We start from the raw sequence: 24,468 nt of genomic DNA, 5'->3' as shown, positions 1-24,468 counted from the left end.
GTAAAGAATTTTGACATATTCCAGTTTAGAAATTCTTTATTAGGATTTAACTTTTTTCCATTATATCAGAAATAATCATTTCTGCATGAACCCTACTATTCTCTATGAACCACTTATGTGTTTCCTTCCCGCCGCAAATAACACCTGCGAGGTATATACCAGCTACATTAGTCTCCATTGTTTTAGGATCGTAGCTAGGTATTAAATATTTTCCTGTTAGATCAACACCCAGGCTTTTTAAGAAACTAAAATTGGGTAGATAACCAGTTAGAGCAACAACAAAATCATTTTCTATACTTTTTATAACTCCGTTTTGTTTGAAAAATACTGAATTCGGTGTGATTTTTTCAACTTCAGAATTGTAAAAAACAGTTATAGCTCCTTCTTTGATCCTATTTTCTATATCAGGTTTAACCCAATACTTTACTCGTTCTCCTATGGAGTCTCCTCGGACTAGCATGGTTACCTTACCTCCTTTTCTATAAATTTCAAGAGCTGCATCAACCGCACTATTACTAGCACCAATAACCACCACATTTTGAAAAGCGTACAAGTGAGGATCATTGTAATAATGGGTTACCTTAGGAAGCTCTTCTCCTGGAACTTTTAATAAATTAGGAATATCAAAAAAGCCAGTTGCAATTATCAATTGTCTTGACAAATAGGTTTTCTTTGAAGTATTTACTTCAAAATCAACTTTCTTTTTAACATCGACGACCTCTTCAAATAAATGAATGTCCAGTTGGTTTGAGGTAGCAATTCTTCTATAATATTCTAATGCTTCTTGCTTACTAGGTTTTGCTTCTTTAGAAATAAACGGGATCTCTTCAATCTCAAGCTTTTCACTAGTTGAAAAAAACTGCATGTTAGCAGGATAATTATACAAAGAGTTTACGAGCGGTCCTTTTTCTAGAACTAAATAAGATAACCCTGCCTTCTTTGCTTTTAAGGCACAAGCAATACCTATGGGTCCTGCCCCAATAATAATTATATCATACAATACCTCTTCCATAGCACAAAGATAACGGCTACTTTCAAGGACTATTTACAGAGTAATCTTAAAAAATTACTTCTCTATAATTTTCTTAAGACCTGCGATAGTTTGAGTAGGATTTTCGCTTTTGAATACATAGCTACCAGCTACTAGCACATCGGCACCAGCATCGATTAATTGCTTTGCGTTTTTATCCGTCACGCCACCATCGATTTCAATCAAGGTTTCAGCACCTTTAGCATCAATAATTTTTTTGAGCTGGGTTACTTTATCATAAGTATTTTCAATAAAGCTTTGTCCTCCAAAACCTGGATTCACACTCATCAAACAAACCATATCAATATCCTGAATGGTATCTGTAAGTAAATGAACACTAGTATGTGGATTAAGTGCTACACCAGCTTTCATACCGTGAGATTTTATAAGTTGAAGTGTTCTGTGTAAGTGTGTACACGCCTCATAATGAACGGTAAGGTAATCACAACCTAAATCGGCAAAGGTTTTCACATAACGGTCTGGATCAACGATCATCAAATGTGTATCTATAGTTTTTGTGGCGTGCTTTACGATATCACGTAGCACGGGCATTCCAAAAGAAATATTAGGAACAAAAACACCATCCATGATGTCTATGTGAAACCAGTCTGCGTCACTAGAATTAATCATTTCAACATCACGTTGAAGGTTTGCAAAATCTGCTGCTAGAATAGATGGGGCGATACGTTTGGACATTACTAAGTTTTAAAGGTTATGCAAAGTTAGGGTATTGATTTCGCTTTCGCGAAAGCACAGCACTATAAAATCATTTTGTAATGACCACTCTAAAATTTTAACATAGCTGTTTTCATGTAGAAACAATCTGTTTAAATTTAAAAAGATAAAATTTTAAACCATTTTAACAAAAGATATACAGCAAGTTAAAATGTTGCAAACATATTATTAAGATGCTGCTAAACACTTGCCTGTAACTATTTTTTTTTTTTTGCTTTGAGAAGATTTGCAAATCAAAATTCCCTTTAAACGAGGAAGCCGAAAAGCGATATGAGTAAGCATAATTAATTATTAATATATAATGAAAAAACATTTTAAATTATTACCACTACTCCTTGTGAGTTTTTGTTTAACCTTTAATTCTTGTAGTGATGACGAGCAAGTATTAGAAACAAATTCAGAAGAGCAAAATTTCTTAGAAAAATCTTCAAGTGCTATAGAAACTATTGAAAGTATTGAAGAAGATTTTGGAATTGAGTTAATTGTTGATGAAACTATAGATCCAGAAAATACAATTCATTTTGAAACAGAAAAAGAAATGAGAAGTTTTATTGAAGAACAATTAAATCAAATTCAAAATCCCAGTCCTGTTCAAACAGAAGGATGTGCTAATGGAATATACACTGGTCAGGCGGCATCATCTGGGTTAGCTTCTTTGAATTTTGATGTTTCTGTTAGTGACGGTTGTATTTCAGGTATTAGTGGATATTGGTCTGGCTTTACATTTGGTTTAGGATATACACAAGGTGAATCGAATATGAATTGTAGTTCAGCTACGGTTTGTGGAACAGTTGACTATTTGCTGTTTTTTCAAGGTATCGGTACAGTATGGAAAGAGAGTGTATGTTATTCAATTAGTTTAAATTGTTAATTATGGATTTAAAACTTTTTTCATGGCAGCTATTTCTAATCGCTGTAATCGTTATTGTAGCTGTCCTTGTTTATAGAGCAGTAAGAAAGAATAGAAAGAATAATAACTTATAATTAATATTCATTTTTATAAAAAATGCCTCTCGATTTCTCAAGAGGCATTTTTACATTATAAACTTGTGAATTAATCTTCAGATTTATTCTCGTTGTTGTCATTATCACGACGTGGTCGGTCATCGCGACGTCTGTCGTTACCACGACGGTCATCACGTCTACCACCGCTACGGCGGTCGTTGTTACGCCTATCGTTATTGTTACTGCGACGTGGACGCTCTTCCCAACCTTCTGGCTTAGGCATTAATGCTTTACGAGATACCTTTTGTTTTTTAGTTCTAGGGTCTATTCCTAAATACTTAACATCTAGAACATCTCCTACACTTAAAACAGTTGATGGATCTTCAATACGTTTGTAATCAAATTCACTTACGTGTAATAAGGTTTCCTTTCCAGGAGCAAATTCTACTACCGCACCAAATTCAAGCATCTTAACCACTTTCACCTCGTAAACCGAGCCTACTTCAGGTTCAAAGATGATGTTTTTGATACGCTCAATAGCAGCATTGATTTTATCGCGGTCTGTACCGGCAATTTCGATAACACCCTTATCATCAACCTCTTCAATATTGATAACCGTATCTGTTTCCTTTTGCATTTCCTGGATAATCTTTCCACCAGGTCCGATAACAGCACCTATGTACTTTCCTTCTATCTCCATAGATTCCATCTTAGGAGCGTGTGGCTTCACATCATCAGCTGGAGTAGCAATCGTATCGGTAAGTTTACCTAAAATATGCATACGACCATCACGTGCTTGCATTAAAGCATTGGTAAGGATCTCGTAAGAAAGACCTTTAATCTTAATATCCATCTGGCAAGCAGTGATACCATCTTCTGTACCTGTTACTTTAAAGTCCATATCCCCTAAGTGATCTTCATCACCTAGAATATCAGATAAAACTGCATAATCATCACCATCACTTATCAATCCCATCGCAATACCAGAAACCGGCTTTTTCATTTCAATACCAGCATCCATAATTGCCATAGTACCAGCACAAACAGTTGCCATGGAAGAAGAACCATTAGATTCTAATACTTCACTTACAACACGCACAGTATATGGACAATCCTCTGGAATCATTCCTTTAAGTGCACGTTGAGCAAGGTTACCGTGTCCTATCTCACGACGAGATGTCCCACGTAGTGGACGAGCCTCACCAGTTGAGAATGGCGGGAAATTGTAGTGTAAATAGAAACGCTCTTCACCTTCTTGAGATGCCATGTCTATCACATTTGCGTCACGAGAAGTACCTAAAGTAACAGTTGCTAATGCTTGAGTTTCACCACGTGTAAAAATCGCACTACCATGTGTAGAAGGTAAGTAGTCTATCTCACACCAAATATCACGAATATCAGTAGTTTTACGACCGTCAAGACGCACACCTTCCTTAAGCAACACATCGCGTACTGCTTTTTTGTGGGTTTTATTGAAATATTTAGAAATTAATTTTCCTTTTTCTTCTACCGTTTCTTCATCAAAAGTTTCAAATAAGGCTTCTTTAATTTCACCAAAGGCAGTTGAACGCTCTCGCTTACCGCTACCTTGTTTGGCAATATCATAAACCTTGTCATAAGTAAACTCAGCTACTTTAGCCTCGATTTCAGCATCTTCATCCTCGCCTTCATACTCACGAGTTTCCTTCTTACCACCTACTTGTTCTACTAGTGCTTTTTGAGCCTCGCATTGTTCCTTGATAGCTTCATGTGCTGCTTTAATAGCTGCGATCATTTCTTCTTCTGAGATTTCATCCATTTCTCCTTCAACCATCATCACACTATCGGCACTCGCACCTATCATCATGTCAAGATCACTTTCCTCGAGTTGTTCAAAACTTGGGTTTATGATAAACTCGCCGTCAATACGTCCTACACGCACTTCAGAAATCGGGCATTCAAAAGGAATGTCAGATAATTGTAATGCAGTACTCGCAGCTAATCCTGCTAGTGCATCAGGCATTACGTTTTTATCGTGTGACATTAATTGAATCATCACTTGCACTTCATTGTGGTAGTCCTTAGGAAATAGTGGACGTAATACACGGTCTACTAATCTCATAGTAAGTACCTCACCGTCATTAGGACGTGCTTCACGTTTAAAGAATCCGCCTGGGTATTTACCTGCCGCAGCAAATTTTTCTCTAAAATCTACAGTAAGAGGTAGGAAATCCATTCCCGTTGAAGAGTAACCAGATACTACAGTACCTAATAACATAGCGTCGCCGCAGCGCACTACAACCGATCCGTGTGCCTGTTTTGCAAGAGCACCGGTCTCAATGGTGATATCTGGCCCATTGGCCATTTTTATCACTTGTTTAAAAACTTGTGGTTTCATAAAATTTTATTTAACGTTTTCTCAAGTTGTGTGTGGTGAGAAAGTGTTTGTCATTTTTCTTTATGAGAAACCAGCTTTTATGTCTCGCGATTATTTATTTATGACGCTTTCGCGAAAGCGTACCTGCAATATACTAATAAAAAAAGGGGACACAAGGTCCCCAATTTTTTACTTTCTTATTCCTAATTCCTTAATAAGCTCACGATATCTTAAGATATCCTTCTTCATAAGGTAATCAAGTAATGAACGACGCTTACCTACCAATTTAACCAAGCTACGCTCTGTATTAAAATCGTGACGGTTTTTCTTAAGGTGTTCTGTTAAGTGATTGATACGGTAAGTGAATAACGCGATTTGCGCATCAGTGTTACCAGTATCGTTTACTGACTTTCCATACTTTGAAAAGATTTCAGCTTTTTTTTCTGCAGTTAAATACATGCCAAAATTATTTGAAATAATGAATATTATGTATGCCAGACTATCTGACGTATCGCTTAAAGCGAGTGCAAAAATAATGTTTTATTATGGTTTACAAGCTTTTAAATCAAAAAAGTTAATCTGATGCTTTTTATCATTTACCTGTCGTAAGACCAGTTCATTATATCGGTGCGCAATCCTATGTTAAACCAGGTTGTGGATTGATCAACCACTCTTACGTTATCTACTTGAGGAGAAATATCACGATAAATAAGCTGTGCATATACTTTTAAGTTTGAGGCTGGATTGATTAAATATCCTGCTTCAATTTGCCCATAAAAATAGCTTGCGGTATTACCTTGAGCTACTTCATTCCCGTTTTCAAATGCGCGATTATCTTCACTGGTGTATATATTTCCTCCATAAGCAAGATTGTCGCTATTTGATAATATATCATAACCACGTTCCCCTAAAATAACTTTACCGATCCCATACCATCGTTTATAGTCATATCGGCCTATAAAAATCATCTCATAGAAGTTTGCACCCCATGGATGAGCAAGCGCTTGGTTACTATTACCATAATTAAGAACGATAGAATTATGACTGTAAGTAAAAGGCCTTACCCGATTATACTCGGCTTGAAGCATTAAACCATTAATAAAAGCATTTTGCCATTTTACACCTAATTGAAAGGCACTTTTATTCTTAAAACTACCACCACCAGCCACGGCATCACTAGAAAACTCGTCAAAAACAAGCTGCCCATATCCCGTAATCCTATTGGTGAATTTATATTTTGCAGTAGCGCCTATTAGAGCATTTCCACCTCGTGAACCTGTTTGTAATTCAATGGCTTGATAAAAAATGATAGGATTAATATAATTAAAATCAAATCCTCTTTGGTTATCATCCTGCCAAAGCACACTTTCAAACAATCCGATATTAAGTCTCTTTGTAGCATTCCAACTTAAATAGTGAAAAGTCATAAACTTAGTACGAAAACTATCATCGGCAGTTACTTCACTGCGCACATCTCTTAGCGAGGTGTAAAGAACAGTGTAGTTGAGCTTCCAAAAATTTGCATTTACTTTAAAGTAAGGGAATGGCATTGAGTTATCACTTAAAATTAAAGATCTGTATCCATCTCCTATAAAATGCTGCCCATGACCTAATTGTAAATCAAAATACTTGCTAGGTTTGTAATTAATATAACCTGTTGCTACTGGGTAATCGTAAATATTCTCACCGCCATCTTCAGCAATACCACGACCAGGCACAATACCTGGATTACCGCCATCGGGTGCTCGCAGCGTGATTTCTCGATTGAAATAATCTGCAAATCGACCTTGAGATTCTTGAATCGTAGCTCCAAATGTTATTTGCTTACCGATACCACCGTTTACCATCGCAAGCCTTGTATTATTAAAAGTATTAATATCGGCGTCAAAATCTTTACCCAACTGTAGGTCTACTCCTGGATCTATTACAAACCAGTAATCATCTCCTGCAACTCTAAAAAAGTGCTCATTCCACCATTTGCGACCTAACCATGTTGTGCGTTCTTCTGTTAAACTAGAGCGCTGTGCTTCTAAATCAAAATAAGCTCCTACTTGATTAAAAGTATAAGGTTTAATACTACTATGAGCATTAGTACCAATTTTGTTCATAGCAGCCTCATATGGTGCATAACGCTGATACGAAAAAGGAATTATTGCGTTTGAGAGTAATTCTTGATTGGTGTATTTATTTGATTTGATAACTTGGTAATCATTGTTCGCTTTCGCGAAAGCGATACTGTCTAAGTCATTGACCACATCATTCTTTGCTGGCGATGCAGTATTTTGCTTTTCATCAAACGTAACAAAGGAACCACCTGACACCAATGGAACCGGTGTGTTTATAACAAATTGCATAAACGTGGAATTTCCGTTGTAGCTAGGTGGCGTAATTTTGGGCAATGAATTAAAAGCTTTTCTCAATTCATTTTTTACATCTTGCTCTTTTGAGTCTAAGGTGATAACAATAAACTCACCGTCTTTATTTACTTCAAACCTAATAGTCGCACTACTAGAGCTAACATCTTTTGGGTGATCATAATTATTTTGAAGCTGCACGTATAATTCCTCATAAAAACAGCCTGACAGTTCACTGGATAAAACTGATTCACAATTACTAAAAATAGGGAATTTCTCTATACTTGTTTGAGCTACACCTGTTATAGAAGACAGTATAAAAATTAAAGAGAGAATTGATCTCATAAATTCAAGTTATAGGCTCAAAGATACACTTTAATAATACCGAATAAAAAATCCCAGACTCATATTAAAAAACAGGTCTGGGATCACAATAAATGGTTGATGTTTATTGCTGAATTGAAAATGTTATTGGTATTGAATAAATCACCCTAACTGGTTTATTATTGATTTTGCCAGGCTGCATTTGCGGTAATTTGGCCATCACTCTATTAGCTTCCTTTACTAATCGATCATTAGGAGCACGTACTTTGATATCAATTGGATTACCGTTTTCATCAATTGTGAACATAGTTGCTATCTTAAATTTATCTCCTTGACCTGATAAATCTTCGGCTAGACTAGTATCAAAATTTCTTTGAATGAATCGTTTCATCTTTTCATTCATGCAGTTATACTTTTCCTCTCTTGACATATCTTCATCACAACCAGGAAAAAGCGGCATTTCTTGAACAGCTATTATAGGACTGCTGGTAGTAGATGTGGTCGGTTTGCTTTTTACTTCTGTCTTACTAGATGTAACTGGCGTAACCGCAGGCTCTGTAACAGGCGTTTCTTCCCTTTTTTTGTCATCATTTTCAGGAACAAGTTCGTTATTATCAACCACCTTTAATTTATTCGGTTCTATAATTTTAGGAGTTTCGATTCTTACAGGTTTTGCAATAGGCTGTTTAATGACAGGATTATCTGGAATTACTCGATAAACATCATGATCCTCTTCCCACACATCTATGATCGTAGTACCAACGATTGCAGGAACAGGCTTAGTTTCTTCGGTAGTGGTTTCAATAACCATCCAAACTAGCAATAACGCTGCTACCAGCCCTATTTGAAAATTAATAATGGGATTGACTTTTGTGTTAATAGATTTCTTCCTCTCGATACGAGAAAGTACCGATGTTGCAGCATCGGCATCTTTTTTAAAGAGACTCATAATTAATGGTTTAAAATGTTATTAGGAACAGAAATCAAGAGTCGTACCAAAAACCGTTAATTCAAAATAAAATCCATAAGCTTTTAATGAAAACATTATTTTATTGATAATAAAAAAGCCCGACTTGTAGAAAGTCGGGCTTTTTTAAAAATTTATTTAATTATCTAGTCTTGTACTTGGAAGATAATTGGTAATGCATAAATAACACCTACCGCTCTACCACGCTGCATACCTGGAGTCATTTTAGGTAATTTATTAATTACGCGAGCAGCTTCTTTCTGTAAATCTGGGTGCTTAGCACGAGATTGAACTCCTACGATATTTCCTTTACTATCGATTTTAAACTGTACCGATATTTTTTGACGACCTTCAAGACCTAAGTCGTTTGCAAGACCTGTGTTAAAGTTACGGTTAACGAACTTGGTGATTTTCTCACTCATACATTTCTTACGGTCGGCATTATTTTTCTTATCCTCACAACCAGGATAAATAGGCACGTTTTCAATAATTGCAAAAGGTACATCGGCAATCACTTCTTCTACACCTACTTCTTCAGAAACCTCTTCTACCTCAACAATCTCTTCTTCTTCATCGGTTTCAGTATCCTGAATTTCCACCTCTTCAATTTCTACATCATCCTCAACAACTTCCAGAATTTCTGGAGCTGGTGGCGGTGGTGGTGGCGGTGGTGGCGTATCAAGCATTTGTGTAATTGGAATTTCTTCTTCAATTACGAATTCTTCGATTTCAACTGGCGGCTCCTCGATTTCGACTGTTTTTGTCTCATACTCCAAACCTTGCCATGCTAGCAAAAGCATAAATGCCAGTCCTGCAAGAGCATACAACGTAATATTCTTACGTAAATCTGCCTTTTCTGATTTTTTAACTTCCATTGCGGTGGTGTTTAGTGGCTAAAAATAAATAATTCAATTTTTTCTTAAAAGCTTTTAACGCTAAGATTTTTTTATCTGTAACATTTTACTGATAACATAAAGTAATAGAGCACCAATAATGATGCCAAATACATTTGCAATAACGTCAAAGATATCCATAGATCTATTTTGTGAGAAATATCCTTGACCTAATTCTATAAGAACACCTATAATAAAAGATAATACCATAGCTCCTATAACAACTGTTCTAGAAAAATCTTCTAGTATGTTTTTTATATTCCATGAATAATCAGGAAACTTTGAAACATAACCTACATAAAAAAAGAAGTACCACACTATCGCCATAATGGAATAGGCAATTGCATGATACACTTTATCTTGAAAACTGAGCTCAAAAGGAATCGGAAAGGGTAAACTTGTTAGTGAAAGATAAGCAATCACTAGAGTGTAAACCGGCGCAACCCCTTTAAGCAAATGCTTCACTATCCTACAAGATCTTTATAAGCATCAGCAGTCATAAGACCATCTACTTGTGAAGCGTCGCTTATTTTTATTTTGATCATCCATCCATCACCATAAGGGTCAGAGTTTACTAACTCTGGCTCGTCTTCTAATTGCTCATTAAATTCAACAATTTCACCTGACAATGGTAAAAACAAATCAGAAACGGTTTTTACCGCTTCTACCGTACCGAAAACTTCCTCTTGATCAAGTGTTTCATCTACGGTTTCAACCTCAACGTATACAATATCACCTAATTCGCTTTGAGCAAAATCAGTGATCCCTACTGTTGCAACATCACCTTCTATTTTTACCCATTCGTGGTCTTTGGTGTACTTAAGTTCTGCTGGAATATTCATTATTTAAATTTTAAAGGGGTAAAGTTAAAACATTAAGCTTTTTAAGCCACAAGTTTACTATTATAATTACGTAAAATCCCTTACTAATTTCCAAACGTATATCTTAATGTAATTCCACTACGAATAGTAGTTTGCGGAAACGCCGTCGAAATTGCAAACTCGCTGAAAGTATGGTCGTAATAGAAGATTCCAGTAAAGGCCTGGCTAAAGGCATATTCTGCGCTGAATTTTAAACCATAGATTGTTTGTCCAGCAGTAGCTTGACTATTATCAAAATCTAAATACCTTACTATGGTAATATTATCTCTGATTGAACCATCCAATCTCATGTTCAAGTCGCTTTTTATCACACGACTGCGTCCACCCCAATTCGTTCTAAATTTGAGATCCTTTAATCTATAACCAACTCCTACGATCCATTCTTTACTGTTTATTTCAGTAAGTAGGTTATTATCAAAACTTAGGGACACAGCTCTATCCCTACGGTGTTCTACAGCAATAGACATTGAATTTTTCATTTCAAAATCAATCTTGAATAATGGCGAAAAACTCTCAGTCAAATTGATGTTGAAATATAGTTGTGGTGACTTGAAATCTCCATTTTGATTTAATGATCCTGGATTAAGCGTAGCATTTTCATCATAATCAAAATTTCTATTACCAGCAACAAAATCTAGATTACGTTGGAATTGATTAATCGTATAACTAGACCTATACCCATGATTCAATGAAAATCTTCTAAAACGTTTTTTGAACCATTTAAGATTCATTAATCCTGTATACTTTAAAGTCCAATTAGGTAATGGAATATCTCTAAAAGCACTGCGATCTTGATCTTCAACATCGCGCCCTTCATAAGCAGCAATAAACGAAGGCAATAAAACTTCCTGACTATTACGTGAAAAACCTACAGGAAACCCATCTGAATCACGGTTAAATGTTGTGGTTCCATAAAATTCCGTTGCCAGTTTATTGGCTACAGCTAGTCTATTATTTCTAAATGTCTCAAAAGTTTTTGAGCCATTGATATCGCTTTTTTGAAAAGCAGTACCAATCATAATGGTAGAAATATCAAAGTTCCCAAATTCATTAGGAGTCAACGATTGATATTGTAAGGATGTTGGGTTTACTCGATAATTTTCTTGATAGGTTTCTTGATAATTACGGTTCCCTACAAGGTCTAGCGTTAGGTCCTTTACTAGATCTACTTTAATGTTATAATCAAACTTGCGTGAAGCTACCTCACTATACTGTTGATTAAAATCCTGAAACAAGGTTAACCAACCTTTTCTTGCGGCTAGTTCTCTAACTTCTGCCTGTGACCCAAACACAAAACCTGTAGTAGGTTTTAAAGTTCCTATAAACCCAATATCATTTGTGTAACCTGGAAGGAACATACCATTGGTTTCCTCATAATTAATTTGTGCTCTTTTTACTGAAGTTACCACACCTATTAAAGTATTAAGAGCTTGATTTGCAAAATTCTTCTTAGGGATCTTCTTTTCCTTTTCTTCCTTAGCCTGATCGGGATTTGGTGTTCCAGCTGGTGTGCGCGTTCTACTGCGGCTGCGTGATCTCTTACGGGCATTACGTGCTTCGTTTCCAAATTTAATCTTCTCTAGACCTACGTATTTATAAAGATTATCTAGATCCAAAGTACCATTGATACGATGCGTATTGGCATTTGAAACAGTGTTACCTATATCCGGTATATCATCTAATTGTGAAAATTGTTGCGATGATCTCTGCCAGTTAAAATCTGCTGTGTAAGTGTAGTTCGCTTTCGCGAAAGCGAGAAAAGGAAACTTATCAAACGGCAATTTATAAGTAAGTTGTAATTGTTGATTGTGTTGATTAGGGATACCTTCATCAAAAAAGTCGGTCCATAAAGTATAGTCTTGATCTACTTCATTGGACTCTGAATCAATGTAACTACGCACCAGTCTATTCTGATTGGCACTTAAGTTGAACTGTAACGATTTTGTCAAATCCCAATTAATAGCATACTGATGGTTGAGTGTAAAATTGCGATTTGTTAATGGAGCGATGCTGATGTTTTGTGCATCTGGAATACCATCACCATCAATATCTACCGGATTAGTATCCAATTGAAGATCTCTAAATTTTTGAAAGTTGTATTGTCTAACAATATTCCCACTCGCAGAAAAATTATTAGGTAATAAATTAAGATTAAAATCACTTAAGAATTTACCGTACTTACCTTCTAAAAAGCTGATGTTTTTGAAAGGCTCAACCTCGGCTTTAGGAAACGCATAATTATAAGTTGCTCCTGCATTAACCGACTGTTCTTTATATTGCTCAATTTCAAAGTTGCGTTGATCTACTTGATTGTAACTTCCAGAGAAAGTAAAGTTTTCAATATCATACGGCATAGGTTTTGAATCACCAGTTCGCTCCTTGCGCACTCCTATAAGATTGACGCTTTGCCTGCGTGTATAATTTTCGGCTTGTTCCCTTATTGCGTCTCTTTCGGCGTCATTGTCTGCATTATCTAATCTAGTGTCCAATTCAATATCCTCAAACTGTGGATCAAATTGCGGTGTTATGGTTTCTTCACCTATACTATAAGTGAACGGTAATTGTACACCCCATTTTTTAGGCAACAATTGACCTAGACTTACATTTGTTGTGATATCATATTGTGTGACATTTTCACGATCTCGCTCGTTAGGCCCTTGCTCAATAGCTCCAAAACCTATTGTGCTGCGTCTACCTGTCGCAGTAACCGATGCAAAATCGGCAACATTTGCATCAAGATTCATAGTTGCCGCATAACCACCTTCGTTTTTAAGACCAGCAAGTCTCATTTCATTAACCCAAACTTCACCACATATTTGATTTGATGTTGGATTGCGTACACCAATCATAAGTGCTCGTATATCTCCAAAATTAGGATTTCCACGGATACCATAACTGTGCTGTGCTGCCTCGTTAGGATCTCCTCCAAGATTAACTTGATCAAAGAAATTAGCTTCGTTGACATTTAATGCTGGATTTCCTAGTACTCTAGCTTTCAATTCCTGCAGTAACTCGAGGTTAATCTTAAAGTTGTTACTATTAGGCCAAACTTCGTTGCGATCAGTAGCTCCAAATGCTGTAATAGAAAGTGGCAACCTTACCTCATAATAATTTTGGGTAAAATCTACACCCATTCTCACAAAGACTTCAATCTCACCATCAGCAAGTGCGAGTTCATTTACTAGAGATTCAGCATGGACAAACATTTCTAAATCTTCATATTGACGCATGTCAATTCGAATATTCTTAAACACAGCTCTCGAATCACCCGATTCTAAATCACAAACTCTTAAAGCTAGCGATTGTTCATTCTGTCTGATGTTTTGATTTTGAGTTCTTAATTCTTCTCTTTCAACTCCTGGTGGTAATACATACCTAATTGGAGTTCTAGATTCGTTATTTTCAATATTAACACCTTCAACTTCAAAAACAGTAGGGTCGTCTGCGGCATTAGGATCTGTTTCATCTAGTGAAGCAGTGTAACGACGATAATCACCGCGCACTAGATCCAACGAACCGAATCTTAAATGCGTATCTACGTTAAAATCTGTCAGGTACATTCTCATGAATCGAATAGCTCTAAAATCTGCTATCTCATTAATCACTTCACGATTAGGATCATTAAGCGGCACTCTAAACTGCACCCATCTTGTATCTATACGAGTTCCGTTAGGCAATTCGGTTTGTACTGTTTTAGTATCGTAGATATAATCGTTGTTATTTACGTCCATTCCAGGAAATACTGGAATATTATATTCGAAATAACTATCGATGGTATTCATGGTGTTATCTCTATTAATATCCTCAACATCTGGCAAAGTGGTTGATCCTCTATTTGTTTGAGATACTTCAGAAGGTGAGTTTCCTTCTGTCCCATTATAATTTCTATAACGATTAACTATATCACCGTTAGCAGCAAGATAAAACTCATAATTATCATTAGCTGGATCTACTGGACCAAAAGCAGGAAAGGAATTAATCTCTTCGGCATCACTGAAACCATCTAAACCTATATCTTGATTTGCTCTCTCTTGTCCTTGTGTGTCAAATGCGTAAACAAGAGATTGACTATTAGGAACTTTTCCATAAGCCGTTGATGTAGTTAATATCGTACCTCCATCATCCGGCAATCCATTTTCAAATTGTTTACGGTTGTCCTTTAGCACATCTTCAGATATACTTCCTAAGTTGATAGAAATTGTTCCTCCTGTATTAGTAGGGTCAAATGCAAAGGTGTCCATCATCCAAAATTGAATGTACTCCACATTATTTTGCTCAAAATTGGTACTTGAGAACTGTCTCATGATACCTGCCCAATTATCCTGTGGATTAGGAAGAATGTTTGAACCAGCTGCAGATGGATTGTAATTATAAGGACCACGCTCGCTTGGATAATAGGCAAGGTCGAGTGTATTTACTACTTGTTGTTGACCTTGTTGTAAATCCACATTAGGAAACAACTCGTCTATAAACACTCTACGAGTTCTCCAATCTGAAACATCGTCATCTGTAATACCTGCTGGTCTTTGCGTTCCATAGAATATTGGATCAATGGAATACCAGGACATTTTGGCCCTGCTATAATTGTACTCTAGTGGATTTGAAGAACTTCCATTGCCTTCAAAATCAACTGGTGTACTCGCTAACGACCAGGCAAATGGACTTAATATGTCAATAGTAGTTTGAGAACCCTCAAAATCATCTACATAAGCAGCTGCTCTATTACCGAAATTATCACCAGCTGGCGAGCCAGGAAATAAATATGCAATCTCACCTCTTAATGATAGATTTGAAGCAACATCAGTATCAATATTTGGTAATTTATTAACCAGTCGGGTTAACACAGGCACTTCTGTATTGTACAGAAAGTTTGCACCTAAAATAGTATTGTTAATAGGCTCAAAACCGTAGGTAGATTTTTGTGTAATGGGACGTTCTTTTAGATTCAAAAAAGTACCACCTACTATAAGATCCTCACTAAATTTATGTTCTACATTTATTCCTGTAAATCTCTTTGTTTGCTGTCTGAATACCGAATTATTCTCTGTAGAAACTTGAATTGGCGTGTTTGAATTAAGTAACGCTTGATCCAGAATAATAACTCGACCAGCTAGATAGTCTACTGTATAATCTATACCTTCTTGTAGGGTTCGTCCACCAGCGGTAACAGTAACCGAACCTCTAGGAACATTAAAGGCACCTATAGGAATACCTTCTTGACCGGTTGATTTGTATTGACCTTTAATTAAATACTTATTCTTATCAGCGTTTTCAAGAGCTTGAGCCTTGGTCGTGCGATACATATTGCGGTATACATACTGCTCTTGATTTGCATTATAAGTAGATGGATTGTTATAATCTTCTGGACCAGCGCCAGGAGTAAGATCTAACTTATTGAATAAAAATTCACCAAAAGGTTCTACACTCGTGAAAATAATACGGCCATTTTCTGGATCGATAGTCAAACCAGGCACATAATCAAAGAAACCATCACCATCAGGTTGCGGATCTCCTTGTTGATTTAATCTATCTAAATCAAATACTCTAATTAATGTGGTTTCTTCAACGTCACTAGGTAAAGCAACTGGTGGATTGGTTAGTGTTCCAGGAGCAGCTGTTATATAATTTAACTCTGGCGGATACTGGTAAAATATATTTAATCTAAAATCCTCTGGTGATAATTGAAATCCACCTAGATTATAAATATTTTTCATCATAAGATCCCAAGATGGCTCCGTAACAGTTACCAAGTTGCTCTTAAGTAGCTTTACTACTAGATTTTGGTTGTTAACAGCTACTTGCCCAGGATTCGTGTTTGCGTCTACATTGGTTGCAACTACACCATCATTAGCAAATTCTCCTACTTGATATACCTTACCACCAGCAGTAAACTGGAAAGCAACTGCAAGTACTTCATCGTTATTCAATCTTTGTCTTAAAGATATATAACCTAATTGCGTGTTTAAGGTATATTCATTTGGTGCTAATTTCCTTGCATTTTCTAAGGAAACGTAATCAAAGCCTTCATTTACTTGTGCACCACCAAAACCTTGCTGGACTGTTCCTATATCTCTAATTTGTTCATTGAGCAATGAACTTGTAGAACCATTTATTCCTCTAGGGTTGAATTGGTTATTTGAATTGTCAGGATAAGCACCTTCTGTAACGTTAACAAAACCAGGAGGAACAACGTCTAGACCAATATTTTCACCGTCAGACTCACCTAAATCTTGAATAGCTACTAAATTACGTACATCTTGAGTACGATTACCACGATTGGTAATCCAAACCTCGGCTCTTGTGATTTGTACATTTGTATTTATAAATGGATAATTTTCTAGGGTGCGATCGTAATTATCCCTAAAATAATGAGCTAGGAAAAAGTGCCTGTTCTCATCATAATCCAGCGAGAAAAAATCAAATTCGTTTATTGATGCTCCACCTTGAGCCTGTACTGTACGAGCCTCACTTTGTTGTTCTGAAAAAACAGCAGTAATTCTCGTTTTTCCAAATTGCAATTCTGTTTTAATACCAAAAAGACTTTGCGCACCACGAATAAGTTGAGAATTAAGCGGCATATTCACATTACCTACCTCAATACTTTGTAATATATCATCTTCTGTAGGTGTGTAATCAAGTTTAATTTGATTTTGAAAATTAAAGGTGCTTTGAGTATCGTAGTTAGCATTAACCTGTAGCCTAGTACCTACCTTACCTACAAGTGATAAATTAATACGCTGGTTAAAATCAAAAGTGGTATTCTGTCTATTTCTAGGGGAAAAACTAGGGTTATCACTACGATTAAAAAGCAGTCCTAGATCTACCTCTACAGATCCTTGTGGAACTACCGATATCTCGGTTCCACCAAAAATACTTTCAAACAAAGCCGAGTTTACATAGAAATTGGGTAAAAGATTCTTTTGCTTCTCCTTATCCTCATCCGTTTTTCCTGCAATTGCCTGTGCTTTTTCAATGAAATAACTTTTCATTTGTTCTTTCATAGCACGCTGTAAATACTGCTCTCTGGTAAGTACAAAGGGATAATCCAATTGATAGCCAGCAAATGTAGTCCTCAAAATATACCTATCCATTACTGGATCATATTCATACATTTTGGTTATGGAAGGTGGATCTGGTAATTCTAATTTACCTAATTCGACTCCATTAGGTATAGAATCGTTCTCTTGTGTTGTGGGTTGTTGCGCTTTCGCGAAAGCGAAACAAAAAAGAGCTATTAAAACAGGTAAAAGCTTCATTTTAAAATACCTATATCCCAAATCCTATAATTGTTTTAATGCTTGTTTAATCAAATCTTCTACTGTGGCATCTGGTTGATTGCTCAAAATTTTATCCACGACTTTTTGAGCCTGCTTGCGAGCATAGCCTAAAGTTTCTAGTGCAGATAACGCTTCATCACGGCCAGTATTGCTTGCAACAATAGAAATTTCTGGATTATCTAATACTTGTAATATTTTATCCTTAAGATCGAGTATAACACGTTGCGCTGTTTTTGCACCTATACCTTTTACACTTTGTATCGTGCGCACATCTTCACTAGCAATGGCTTGTGCAATTTGTGTGGGCGCAACACTGGATAACATGGTACGAGCTGTATTTGCACCAACTCCAGATACGGACAGTAATAGTTTGAAGATTTCTCGTTCACTTTTTTCGGCAAAACCAAACAACCTGTGCGCATCCTCACGTACTTGCATATAAGTATACAACTTGCACTGCTCGTTGTCTGGCAGTTGTGAATATGTGTGCAGTGATATTTCTACTAGATATCCTACTCCATGGCAATCAATTACTACATCGGTCAGGTTTTTTTCTACTAGCCTGCCCTGAAGTTGTGCAATCATAATTGGTTAATTGTAATTCAAATGTAATAAAATAATCTATTGCGGTTGTTGCGACCTTTTTAACTGCAATGAACGGTTATAGGACTCCTTTTGTTGTGCATCTATAACTGCAACGGCAGCCATGTTCACGATCTCGTCCACACTAGCTCCTAATTGAACTACGTGTACGGGTTTTTGCAAACCTAAAAGGATGGGACCTATACTATCAATACCGTTAAGTTCCTTCATCATTTTATAAGTACTATTTGCACTTTCAAGGTTAGGAAACACTAATGTATTCACTTTTTTACCTGCAAGTTTTGAAAAAGGAAACTTGTCCTGAAGTAATTCAGAATTTAAAGCAAAATCGGCTTGTAGTTCTCCATCTACTACTAGATCGGGATAATATTGATGTAAATATTTTACCGCATTACGTACTTTAACAGCATTAGGATGTTCTGAAGACCCAAAGTTCCCGTAGCTTATCATTGCGATATTAGGTGTGATACCAAACAACTGGGCTGTACGGCCTGTCATTTGTGCAATTTTTGCTAGTTCAATAGCATCTGGATCTATGTTTATAGAGGTGTCTGAAATAAACATAGGACCTCGTTGTGTGATCATTAAATTGGTACTGGCTACTTTGTCAACTCCTGGTGCGCGACCTATAATCTCTAACATAGGTGTGATGGCACGAGGATAGGACTGAGCAAATCCAGTGATTAAACCATCGGCATCACCCATTTCTACCATCATCGCCGCAAAATAATTGCGCTGTCTTAAAAATTTACCGGCATCAAATAAAGTAACCCCTTTACGCTTTCTTATTTTCCAAAACTCTTCAGCATATCTATCTCTGCGAGCTTTTTCTTCATCGCTTTTGGGATCAATAATTAAACAAGGTTGATCAAACTCAAGTTCCTCTTTAAGTTCTTCAATTGTTTCCCTGCGTCCCAAAAGTATAGGTGTTCCTATTCCTTCTTCTAAAACAATTTGCGCTGCTTTGAGTACATCTAGTTGATCAGCCTCAGCAAAAACAATTCTTTTTGGATTTGTCCTTGCTCTATTTAAAATAAGCCTGACAAGCTTATTATCTGAGCCCATACGTGTGAGTAATTGCTCCTCGTATTTCTCCCAATCTTGAATTGGTTCTTTGGCAACTCCTGTTTCCATGGCTGCTTTTGCAACAGCTGGCGGAATGGTTGAAATTAATCTAGGATCAAAGGGTTTTGGAATTATATAATCCCTACCAAAGGTAAGTTTGAGCTCGCCATAGGCGATATTAACTTGTTCAGGAACTGGTTCTTTAGCAAGACTAGCAATAGCATGAGTAGCTGCTAGTTTCATTTCTTCATTAATTGTAGTTGCTCTTACATCTAGCGCTCCACGAAAAATAAAAGGAAAACCTAATACGTTATTTACTTGATTAGGGTGATCGCTTCGCCCTGTTGCCATAATGATATCATCACGGGTTGCAATAGCTAGGTTGTAATCAACCTCGGGCACTGGATTTGCCATGGCAAATACAATCGGGTTTTCGTTCATGCTCAATAGCATGTTCTCATCAACAATGTTTCCTACTGAAAGACCTAAAAACACATCGGCATTCTTAAATGCATCGCGCATGGACACGGTATCCATCTCTCTTGCAAATTGCATTTGCATATCACCAAGATCTGTCCTAGATGTTGTAATTAAACCGTCCACATCATACATCATGATGTTTTCCTTCTTTGCTCCTAGCTTTACATAAAGGCTGGTACAAGAAATGGCGGCGCTACCAGCTCCTGATACAACTATTTTTACGTCTTCTATTTTTTTATCAGCAAGTTCAAGCGCGTTGAGTAATGCCGCACTTGAAATTATGGCTGTTCCATGTTGATCGTCATGCATTACTGGGATATCTAACTCCTCTTTTAAACGGCGTTCTATTTCAAAAGCCTCTGGAGCCTTGATATCTTCTAAATTTATCCCACCAAAAGTTGGGGCAATATTTTTCACAGTTTGAATGAACTCTTCAACATTTGTGGTATCAACCTCAATATCAAAACAGTCTAGATCAGCAAATATTTTGAAAAGCAGCCCTTTTCCTTCCATTACAGGTTTAGAGGCTTCTGGGCCAATATCACCAAGACCTAAAACAGCGGTTCCATTAGAAATTACAGCCATAAGGTTACCCTTGGTAGTATATTTATAAACATTTGCCTTATCCTTAGCTATTTCAAGACAAGGCTGTGCAACACCTGGACTGTAGGCAAGAGATAAATCTCGTTGACTACTGTACTTTTTAGTAGGTACAATTTTTATTTTACCAGGTTGTGGTTTTGCGTGATATACTAATGCTTCTCTACGTTTACTTTCTTCACTCATGGGGTTTGAGTTTAATTGCTCAAAAAAAAATGAAAAACAAATGTACTAGATATTGTTAAGATAGGTACTAAGGTTAAGGTAAATATGGAACTCGCTTTCGCGAAAGCGAAATAAATTTTATCTTTTATTGTTTCAAAACAATTAGTATATAAGGATGATAAAAGTAAAAAATCATCCGATCTATACTATATAAAACAAACCAATATAACTACAGGTACAATTACTACAAATTTACAAATCCACTAAACCAATTCGTTGATTACGTTTTTAAGAACTTTTATATCAGGCAATCGCCCAACATTCTGTAGTTTAATAGTCGCTAGTTTTTGAGCAATCGTAGTAGAGTCTAGTAGAGACTTGTTGCTGAGCCTGGAAAATAAAAATCCCGCCCAAAAAGCATCACCTGCACCTGTGACGTCCTTAACATCTTTTACTTGTAATGCAGCTTGATTCAACACACCTTCTTTAAGATCTGAAACAGCAACACCGTCTTTACCTTTGGTAAGACATATCGTAGAAACTCCTTTAGAATGGAAGTAACTAAAAATTTCTTCATCAGATTTGTGATTATCAAAGTACCTATAACAATCGTCTACACTTAATTTTAGTAATGGATTATTAGCCAGATACTGCGCAATCACTTTTTTTGCTTCTTTACGATCAGACCATATTTTCTCGGAGTAATTTAGGTCTATACTTAGTTGCAGACCAAGTTCTCTAGCTCGTTGTGCTCCTTTTAAAATTGTAGCTCTTGCTGGGTTTTTACTCAAAGCAAAACATGTGGTGTGATAAATCTTAGACAAATCCAACAGTTCATCTGTAATTAAATCTTCTGTTATAACAGAGTCTGCCTCTCTATAGGCAGTAAAATCTGGCGTGTCTACAGATCTAGAAATTAAAATAATAGAAGTAGGTAATCCAGATGCTCTATTTATGTGTGAGGTATTTACCTGTTCACTTTTTAATTTATCAACTATAAAATCCCCTAATCCATCTTTTCCGCAAGAGCCGATAATAGCAGATTTCAACCCTAATCTTACGGCGTTAACCGCCACATTAGTAGGAGAACCACCTAAAAAACGGTGGTAATTTTTAGTTTCTGAAATACTTACATTTTTTTCATGACCTATAAAATCAATCAATATTTCCCCTACACACAATATATCAATGGTCTTCATTAGTCAATTAATATTTTAAAATTATTATTTAATGATTTATGCAGGATTACTGCTCCTGCCGCACTCCAGGCACATTTAGGCACACCTAAAGGCTCACCCGTGATAGAATGGAAATTTTCATAAAAGGCAAATTCCTTAAGTGCATTTAATTGATTTATATTCCTCAATAAATCTTGAGCTGCTTGTTCATATCCCATACTGCATAAGGCTAATCCATAAAACCCGTTTACCATAGGCCAGCTACCACCATTATGAAATTCATAAGGATAGTTCCTGAATTCATACTTACAATTATCTTTTAATAAGTTCCAATGCTCATCTTCTTGCATCACTGGTGGCCAAAATGCCGGTAATACTTGGAGTTTGCTTTGAGATAATAAATTTTGACTGTATTCAATTATACTTTCTTTAAGATCTGAAGTACCTAGGTTCAGTATCAAGAATAAACTGTTTGCAAATGCGTCAAATTGCGTTTTATATCCAGATGGTGCAAATGACGCTGGCAAATAACTCTTTTGAGCCATAGCTTCGTAAGCTCTAGGATGAAATTTCTCTGCTTTAGAATCTCCTAAGAAGTTAATTTGCAGCTGCTCTGTAATAGAATCAATTTTATGATCGATTTGTACCTTATTTTCAAAATGATTGTAACACTTTAAGGCCCATAATCTCAATAATTGATCATATAATACATAACCATCAGTAATGTACTCATCTGCCCAGTTACCAGATAACGGTATGTACAGCAAATGCTTGTTGTTAAATTCCCAAGCATTTAAGAGATTTAGACATTTATTGATGTTAGGCTTATATAATTCTACTATTTGAGGATCTTGCTTATAATGTGCTAGCTGGCAAACTCCTATTATAAACCAAGTTACCGCATCGACTCTACCCGCTAGACCACCATAACTAACTTCTACTTTTTTACCCTTAAAAGCAACATTAGACGGAATGGTTCCTATATCATGTTGGTGTGCTGCAAGCGTATGGATGGTTTTCTCAAAAGTCTTGACTAGTTCTTCATCTTCAGAGGCAAGTGCTGCTAGACCACATATGACTCCATCTCTAGACCACACCCTTTTATAATTCGATATATCTAAGGCGCTTGCAAGAAAACCATGCACAGATGAGGCTTTATGAAGCAACTCAATTGATTTATTATATTTAACACTATTCATGTAGAGAAGGTTTTCTTGATTGAATAAACAGTGTCACTATAGTAGCAAGAATTAATAATGCCCCTGCAAAAGTGATTGCATTACGTGGATCGTTACCTAAAAAATTCTTAAGTACAAATCCAAATGTCAACGTTTGAAATATCATAGGTATTACTATCATCATATTTATAATACCCATATAAACTCCATAACGTTCTTTAGGAATATTAGATATTACCATTAAATAAGGAATTCCCATCATACTCGCCCATCCTATACCGAAACCGGTTATCGCAAAGAGTAAGAAACTTTTATCAGATATATGAGGAAATGCTAGAAATCCAGCAGCAGCAAGCAATAAACAAACCGCATGAACTAATTTAGGGCTGTATTTTTTTGCAAACCCTACCAATGCAAATGCCACTAAAAACGTTACTACATTATACCAGCCATTTACTAAACCTGTCCAACTTACTGCCTCATTATAAACTTCCTCATTAGCTGGTGTTACATTCCATACAGAAAGCGCGACGCTCTTTGAAGCGTTTTGCCAGTAACAAAACAGCGCATACCATTGAAAAAAGTATACTAGAGCAAGTTGCCACATCACCTTAGGCATATCCTTAATAGCAGATACAATTTCAATAAGCGGCCCTAGAAATGAGCGTCTTTCTGCGCGCATTAAAGCAAGTTCTTTGTCCGTAGGAGGTATTTCTTCAGTTTTACTATTACTCCATAAAACAGATCCTATTGAAAACGCCGCACCTAAAAAAAACGAAGCATAAACCCATGTAGGTAAAGAACCTGTTTTACCAATTATAAATATAGGGAAAACAACGATCGATAGGTTTGCAAGCACCTGTCCTAGACCGGTAAAGAAACTTTGCATTTGAAAACCTGTAGGTTGCTGTTCTGATATCAATTTATCAGCGATTAAAGCTCTATAGGGTTCCATGGCTGTATTATTTCCAGCATCAAGAATCCATAACAACCCAGCTGCCATCCATAAAGAACTGCTAAAAGGAAAAAGTAATAAGCTGACACTACATAACAATGCACCTATTAAAAAATAAGGTTTTCGACGTCCAAATTTAGGTGACCATGTTTTATCACTCATAGCGCCTATAATAGGCTGTACAAGTAATCCCGTCACAGGACCTGCTAGATGCAAAATAGGTATTTGATCTGGTGTTGCACCAAGAAAATCATAGATAGGCGTCACCGCACTTTGTTGCAGTCCAAAACTATATTGAATACCGAAAAAACCGACGTTCATATGCAAAATTTGCCAAAAATTCAGCTTTACCTTCCCTATCATTTTTTAAATTTTATCAAGATCAACATTCTGTGCTAAAGAGTTTATATTATTTCAATGACAAATGGATTTTGGAAATAAAATTGGCATTAAATAAATAATGCCAATTCTACTACAGATTT

The 24,468-nt window shown here is 36.3% G+C and carries 16 protein-coding genes; 1 reads left to right on the top strand and 15 read right to left on the bottom strand.

The window, feature by feature from the left end; genetic code table 11:
- Positions 1-46: 46 nt before the first annotated feature.
- A complete protein-coding gene (locus BST93_RS03055) occupies positions 47-1,012 on the bottom strand; it encodes a YpdA family putative bacillithiol disulfide reductase (RefSeq protein ID WP_105018030.1) in 966 nt (321 codons plus the stop codon).
- Positions 1,013-1,066: 54 nt separating this feature from the next.
- Positions 1,067-1,726 carry a ribulose-phosphate 3-epimerase gene (gene rpe, locus BST93_RS03050; RefSeq protein WP_105018029.1) on the bottom strand — a complete coding sequence of 220 codons (660 nt, stop codon included), beginning with the start codon at positions 1,724-1,726 and terminating at the stop codon, positions 1,067-1,069.
- 340 nt (positions 1,727-2,066) lie between these two features.
- Between rpe and BST93_RS03045 the strand changes: the two genes are divergently transcribed.
- On the top strand, positions 2,067-2,636 hold the full coding sequence (locus tag BST93_RS03045) for a hypothetical protein (RefSeq protein ID WP_146104969.1): 570 nt from the start codon (positions 2,067-2,069) through the stop codon (positions 2,634-2,636).
- Positions 2,637-2,819: 183 nt separating this feature from the next.
- Here the strand turns inward: BST93_RS03045 and BST93_RS03040 are convergent, their stop codons facing one another.
- The 13 genes from BST93_RS03040 to BST93_RS02980 form a co-directional block, all read right to left on the bottom strand.
- Positions 2,820-5,087: a polyribonucleotide nucleotidyltransferase gene (locus BST93_RS03040; protein WP_105018027.1), complete on the bottom strand. Its 2,268-nt coding sequence runs from the start codon at positions 5,085-5,087 to the stop codon at positions 2,820-2,822.
- Positions 5,088-5,255: 168 nt separating this feature from the next.
- Positions 5,256-5,525 carry a 30S ribosomal protein S15 gene (rpsO, locus tag BST93_RS03035; RefSeq protein WP_042279545.1) on the bottom strand — a complete coding sequence of 90 codons (270 nt, stop codon included), beginning with the start codon at positions 5,523-5,525 and terminating at the stop codon, positions 5,256-5,258.
- Positions 5,526-5,662: 137 nt separating this feature from the next.
- Entirely contained in the window at positions 5,663-7,765 is a 2,103-nt protein-coding gene (gene remB / locus BST93_RS03030; RefSeq protein WP_219843734.1) for a gliding motility outer membrane protein RemB, read from the bottom strand.
- Between the two features lie 103 nt (positions 7,766-7,868).
- Entirely contained in the window at positions 7,869-8,693 is an 825-nt protein-coding gene (locus BST93_RS03025; RefSeq protein WP_105018026.1) for an energy transducer TonB, read from the bottom strand.
- 164 nt (positions 8,694-8,857) lie between these two features.
- A complete protein-coding gene (locus BST93_RS03020) occupies positions 8,858-9,586 on the bottom strand; it encodes an energy transducer TonB (protein WP_060523704.1) in 729 nt (242 codons plus the stop codon).
- Between the two features lie 60 nt (positions 9,587-9,646).
- The gene (locus tag BST93_RS03015) at positions 9,647-10,069 is read right to left on the bottom strand and encodes a VanZ family protein (RefSeq protein ID WP_146104968.1); all 423 of its coding nucleotides are present in this window, start codon (positions 10,067-10,069) and stop codon (positions 9,647-9,649) included.
- Positions 10,069-10,446 (bottom strand): glycine cleavage system protein GcvH, encoded by a 378-nt coding sequence (gene gcvH / locus BST93_RS03010; protein ID WP_105018024.1) that lies wholly within the window; start codon positions 10,444-10,446, stop codon positions 10,069-10,071. Before gcvH ends, BST93_RS03015 begins: the two co-directional genes overlap by 1 nt.
- An 83-nt stretch (positions 10,447-10,529) precedes the next feature.
- Positions 10,530-17,741: a T9SS outer membrane translocon Sov/SprA gene (gene sov / locus BST93_RS03005; RefSeq protein ID WP_105018023.1), complete on the bottom strand. Its 7,212-nt coding sequence runs from the start codon at positions 17,739-17,741 to the stop codon at positions 10,530-10,532.
- 24 nt (positions 17,742-17,765) lie between these two features.
- Positions 17,766-18,347, bottom strand: coding sequence for a Holliday junction branch migration protein RuvA (gene ruvA, locus BST93_RS03000; protein ID WP_042279540.1), 582 nt, complete (start codon positions 18,345-18,347; stop codon positions 17,766-17,768).
- 36 nt (positions 18,348-18,383) lie between these two features.
- The gene (locus BST93_RS02995) at positions 18,384-20,696 is read right to left on the bottom strand and encodes an NADP-dependent malic enzyme (protein ID WP_105018022.1); all 2,313 of its coding nucleotides are present in this window, start codon (positions 20,694-20,696) and stop codon (positions 18,384-18,386) included.
- A 242-nt stretch (positions 20,697-20,938) separates the two neighbouring features.
- Entirely contained in the window at positions 20,939-21,874 is a 936-nt protein-coding gene (locus tag BST93_RS02990; protein WP_105018021.1) for a carbohydrate kinase family protein, read from the bottom strand.
- The gene (locus BST93_RS02985) at positions 21,874-23,052 is read right to left on the bottom strand and encodes a glycoside hydrolase 100 family protein (RefSeq protein WP_105018020.1); all 1,179 of its coding nucleotides are present in this window, start codon (positions 23,050-23,052) and stop codon (positions 21,874-21,876) included. Before BST93_RS02985 ends, BST93_RS02990 begins: the two co-directional genes overlap by 1 nt.
- Positions 23,045-24,349 (bottom strand): MFS transporter, encoded by a 1,305-nt coding sequence (locus tag BST93_RS02980; RefSeq protein ID WP_105018019.1) that lies wholly within the window; start codon positions 24,347-24,349, stop codon positions 23,045-23,047. Before BST93_RS02980 ends, BST93_RS02985 begins: the two co-directional genes overlap by 8 nt.
- Positions 24,350-24,468 lie beyond the last annotated feature (119 nt).

The organism is Nonlabens tegetincola (assembly GCF_002954355.1).
Lineage (GTDB): Bacteria > Bacteroidota > Bacteroidia > Flavobacteriales > Flavobacteriaceae > Nonlabens > Nonlabens tegetincola.
This window is presented reverse-complemented; position numbering and strand designations above follow the sequence as displayed.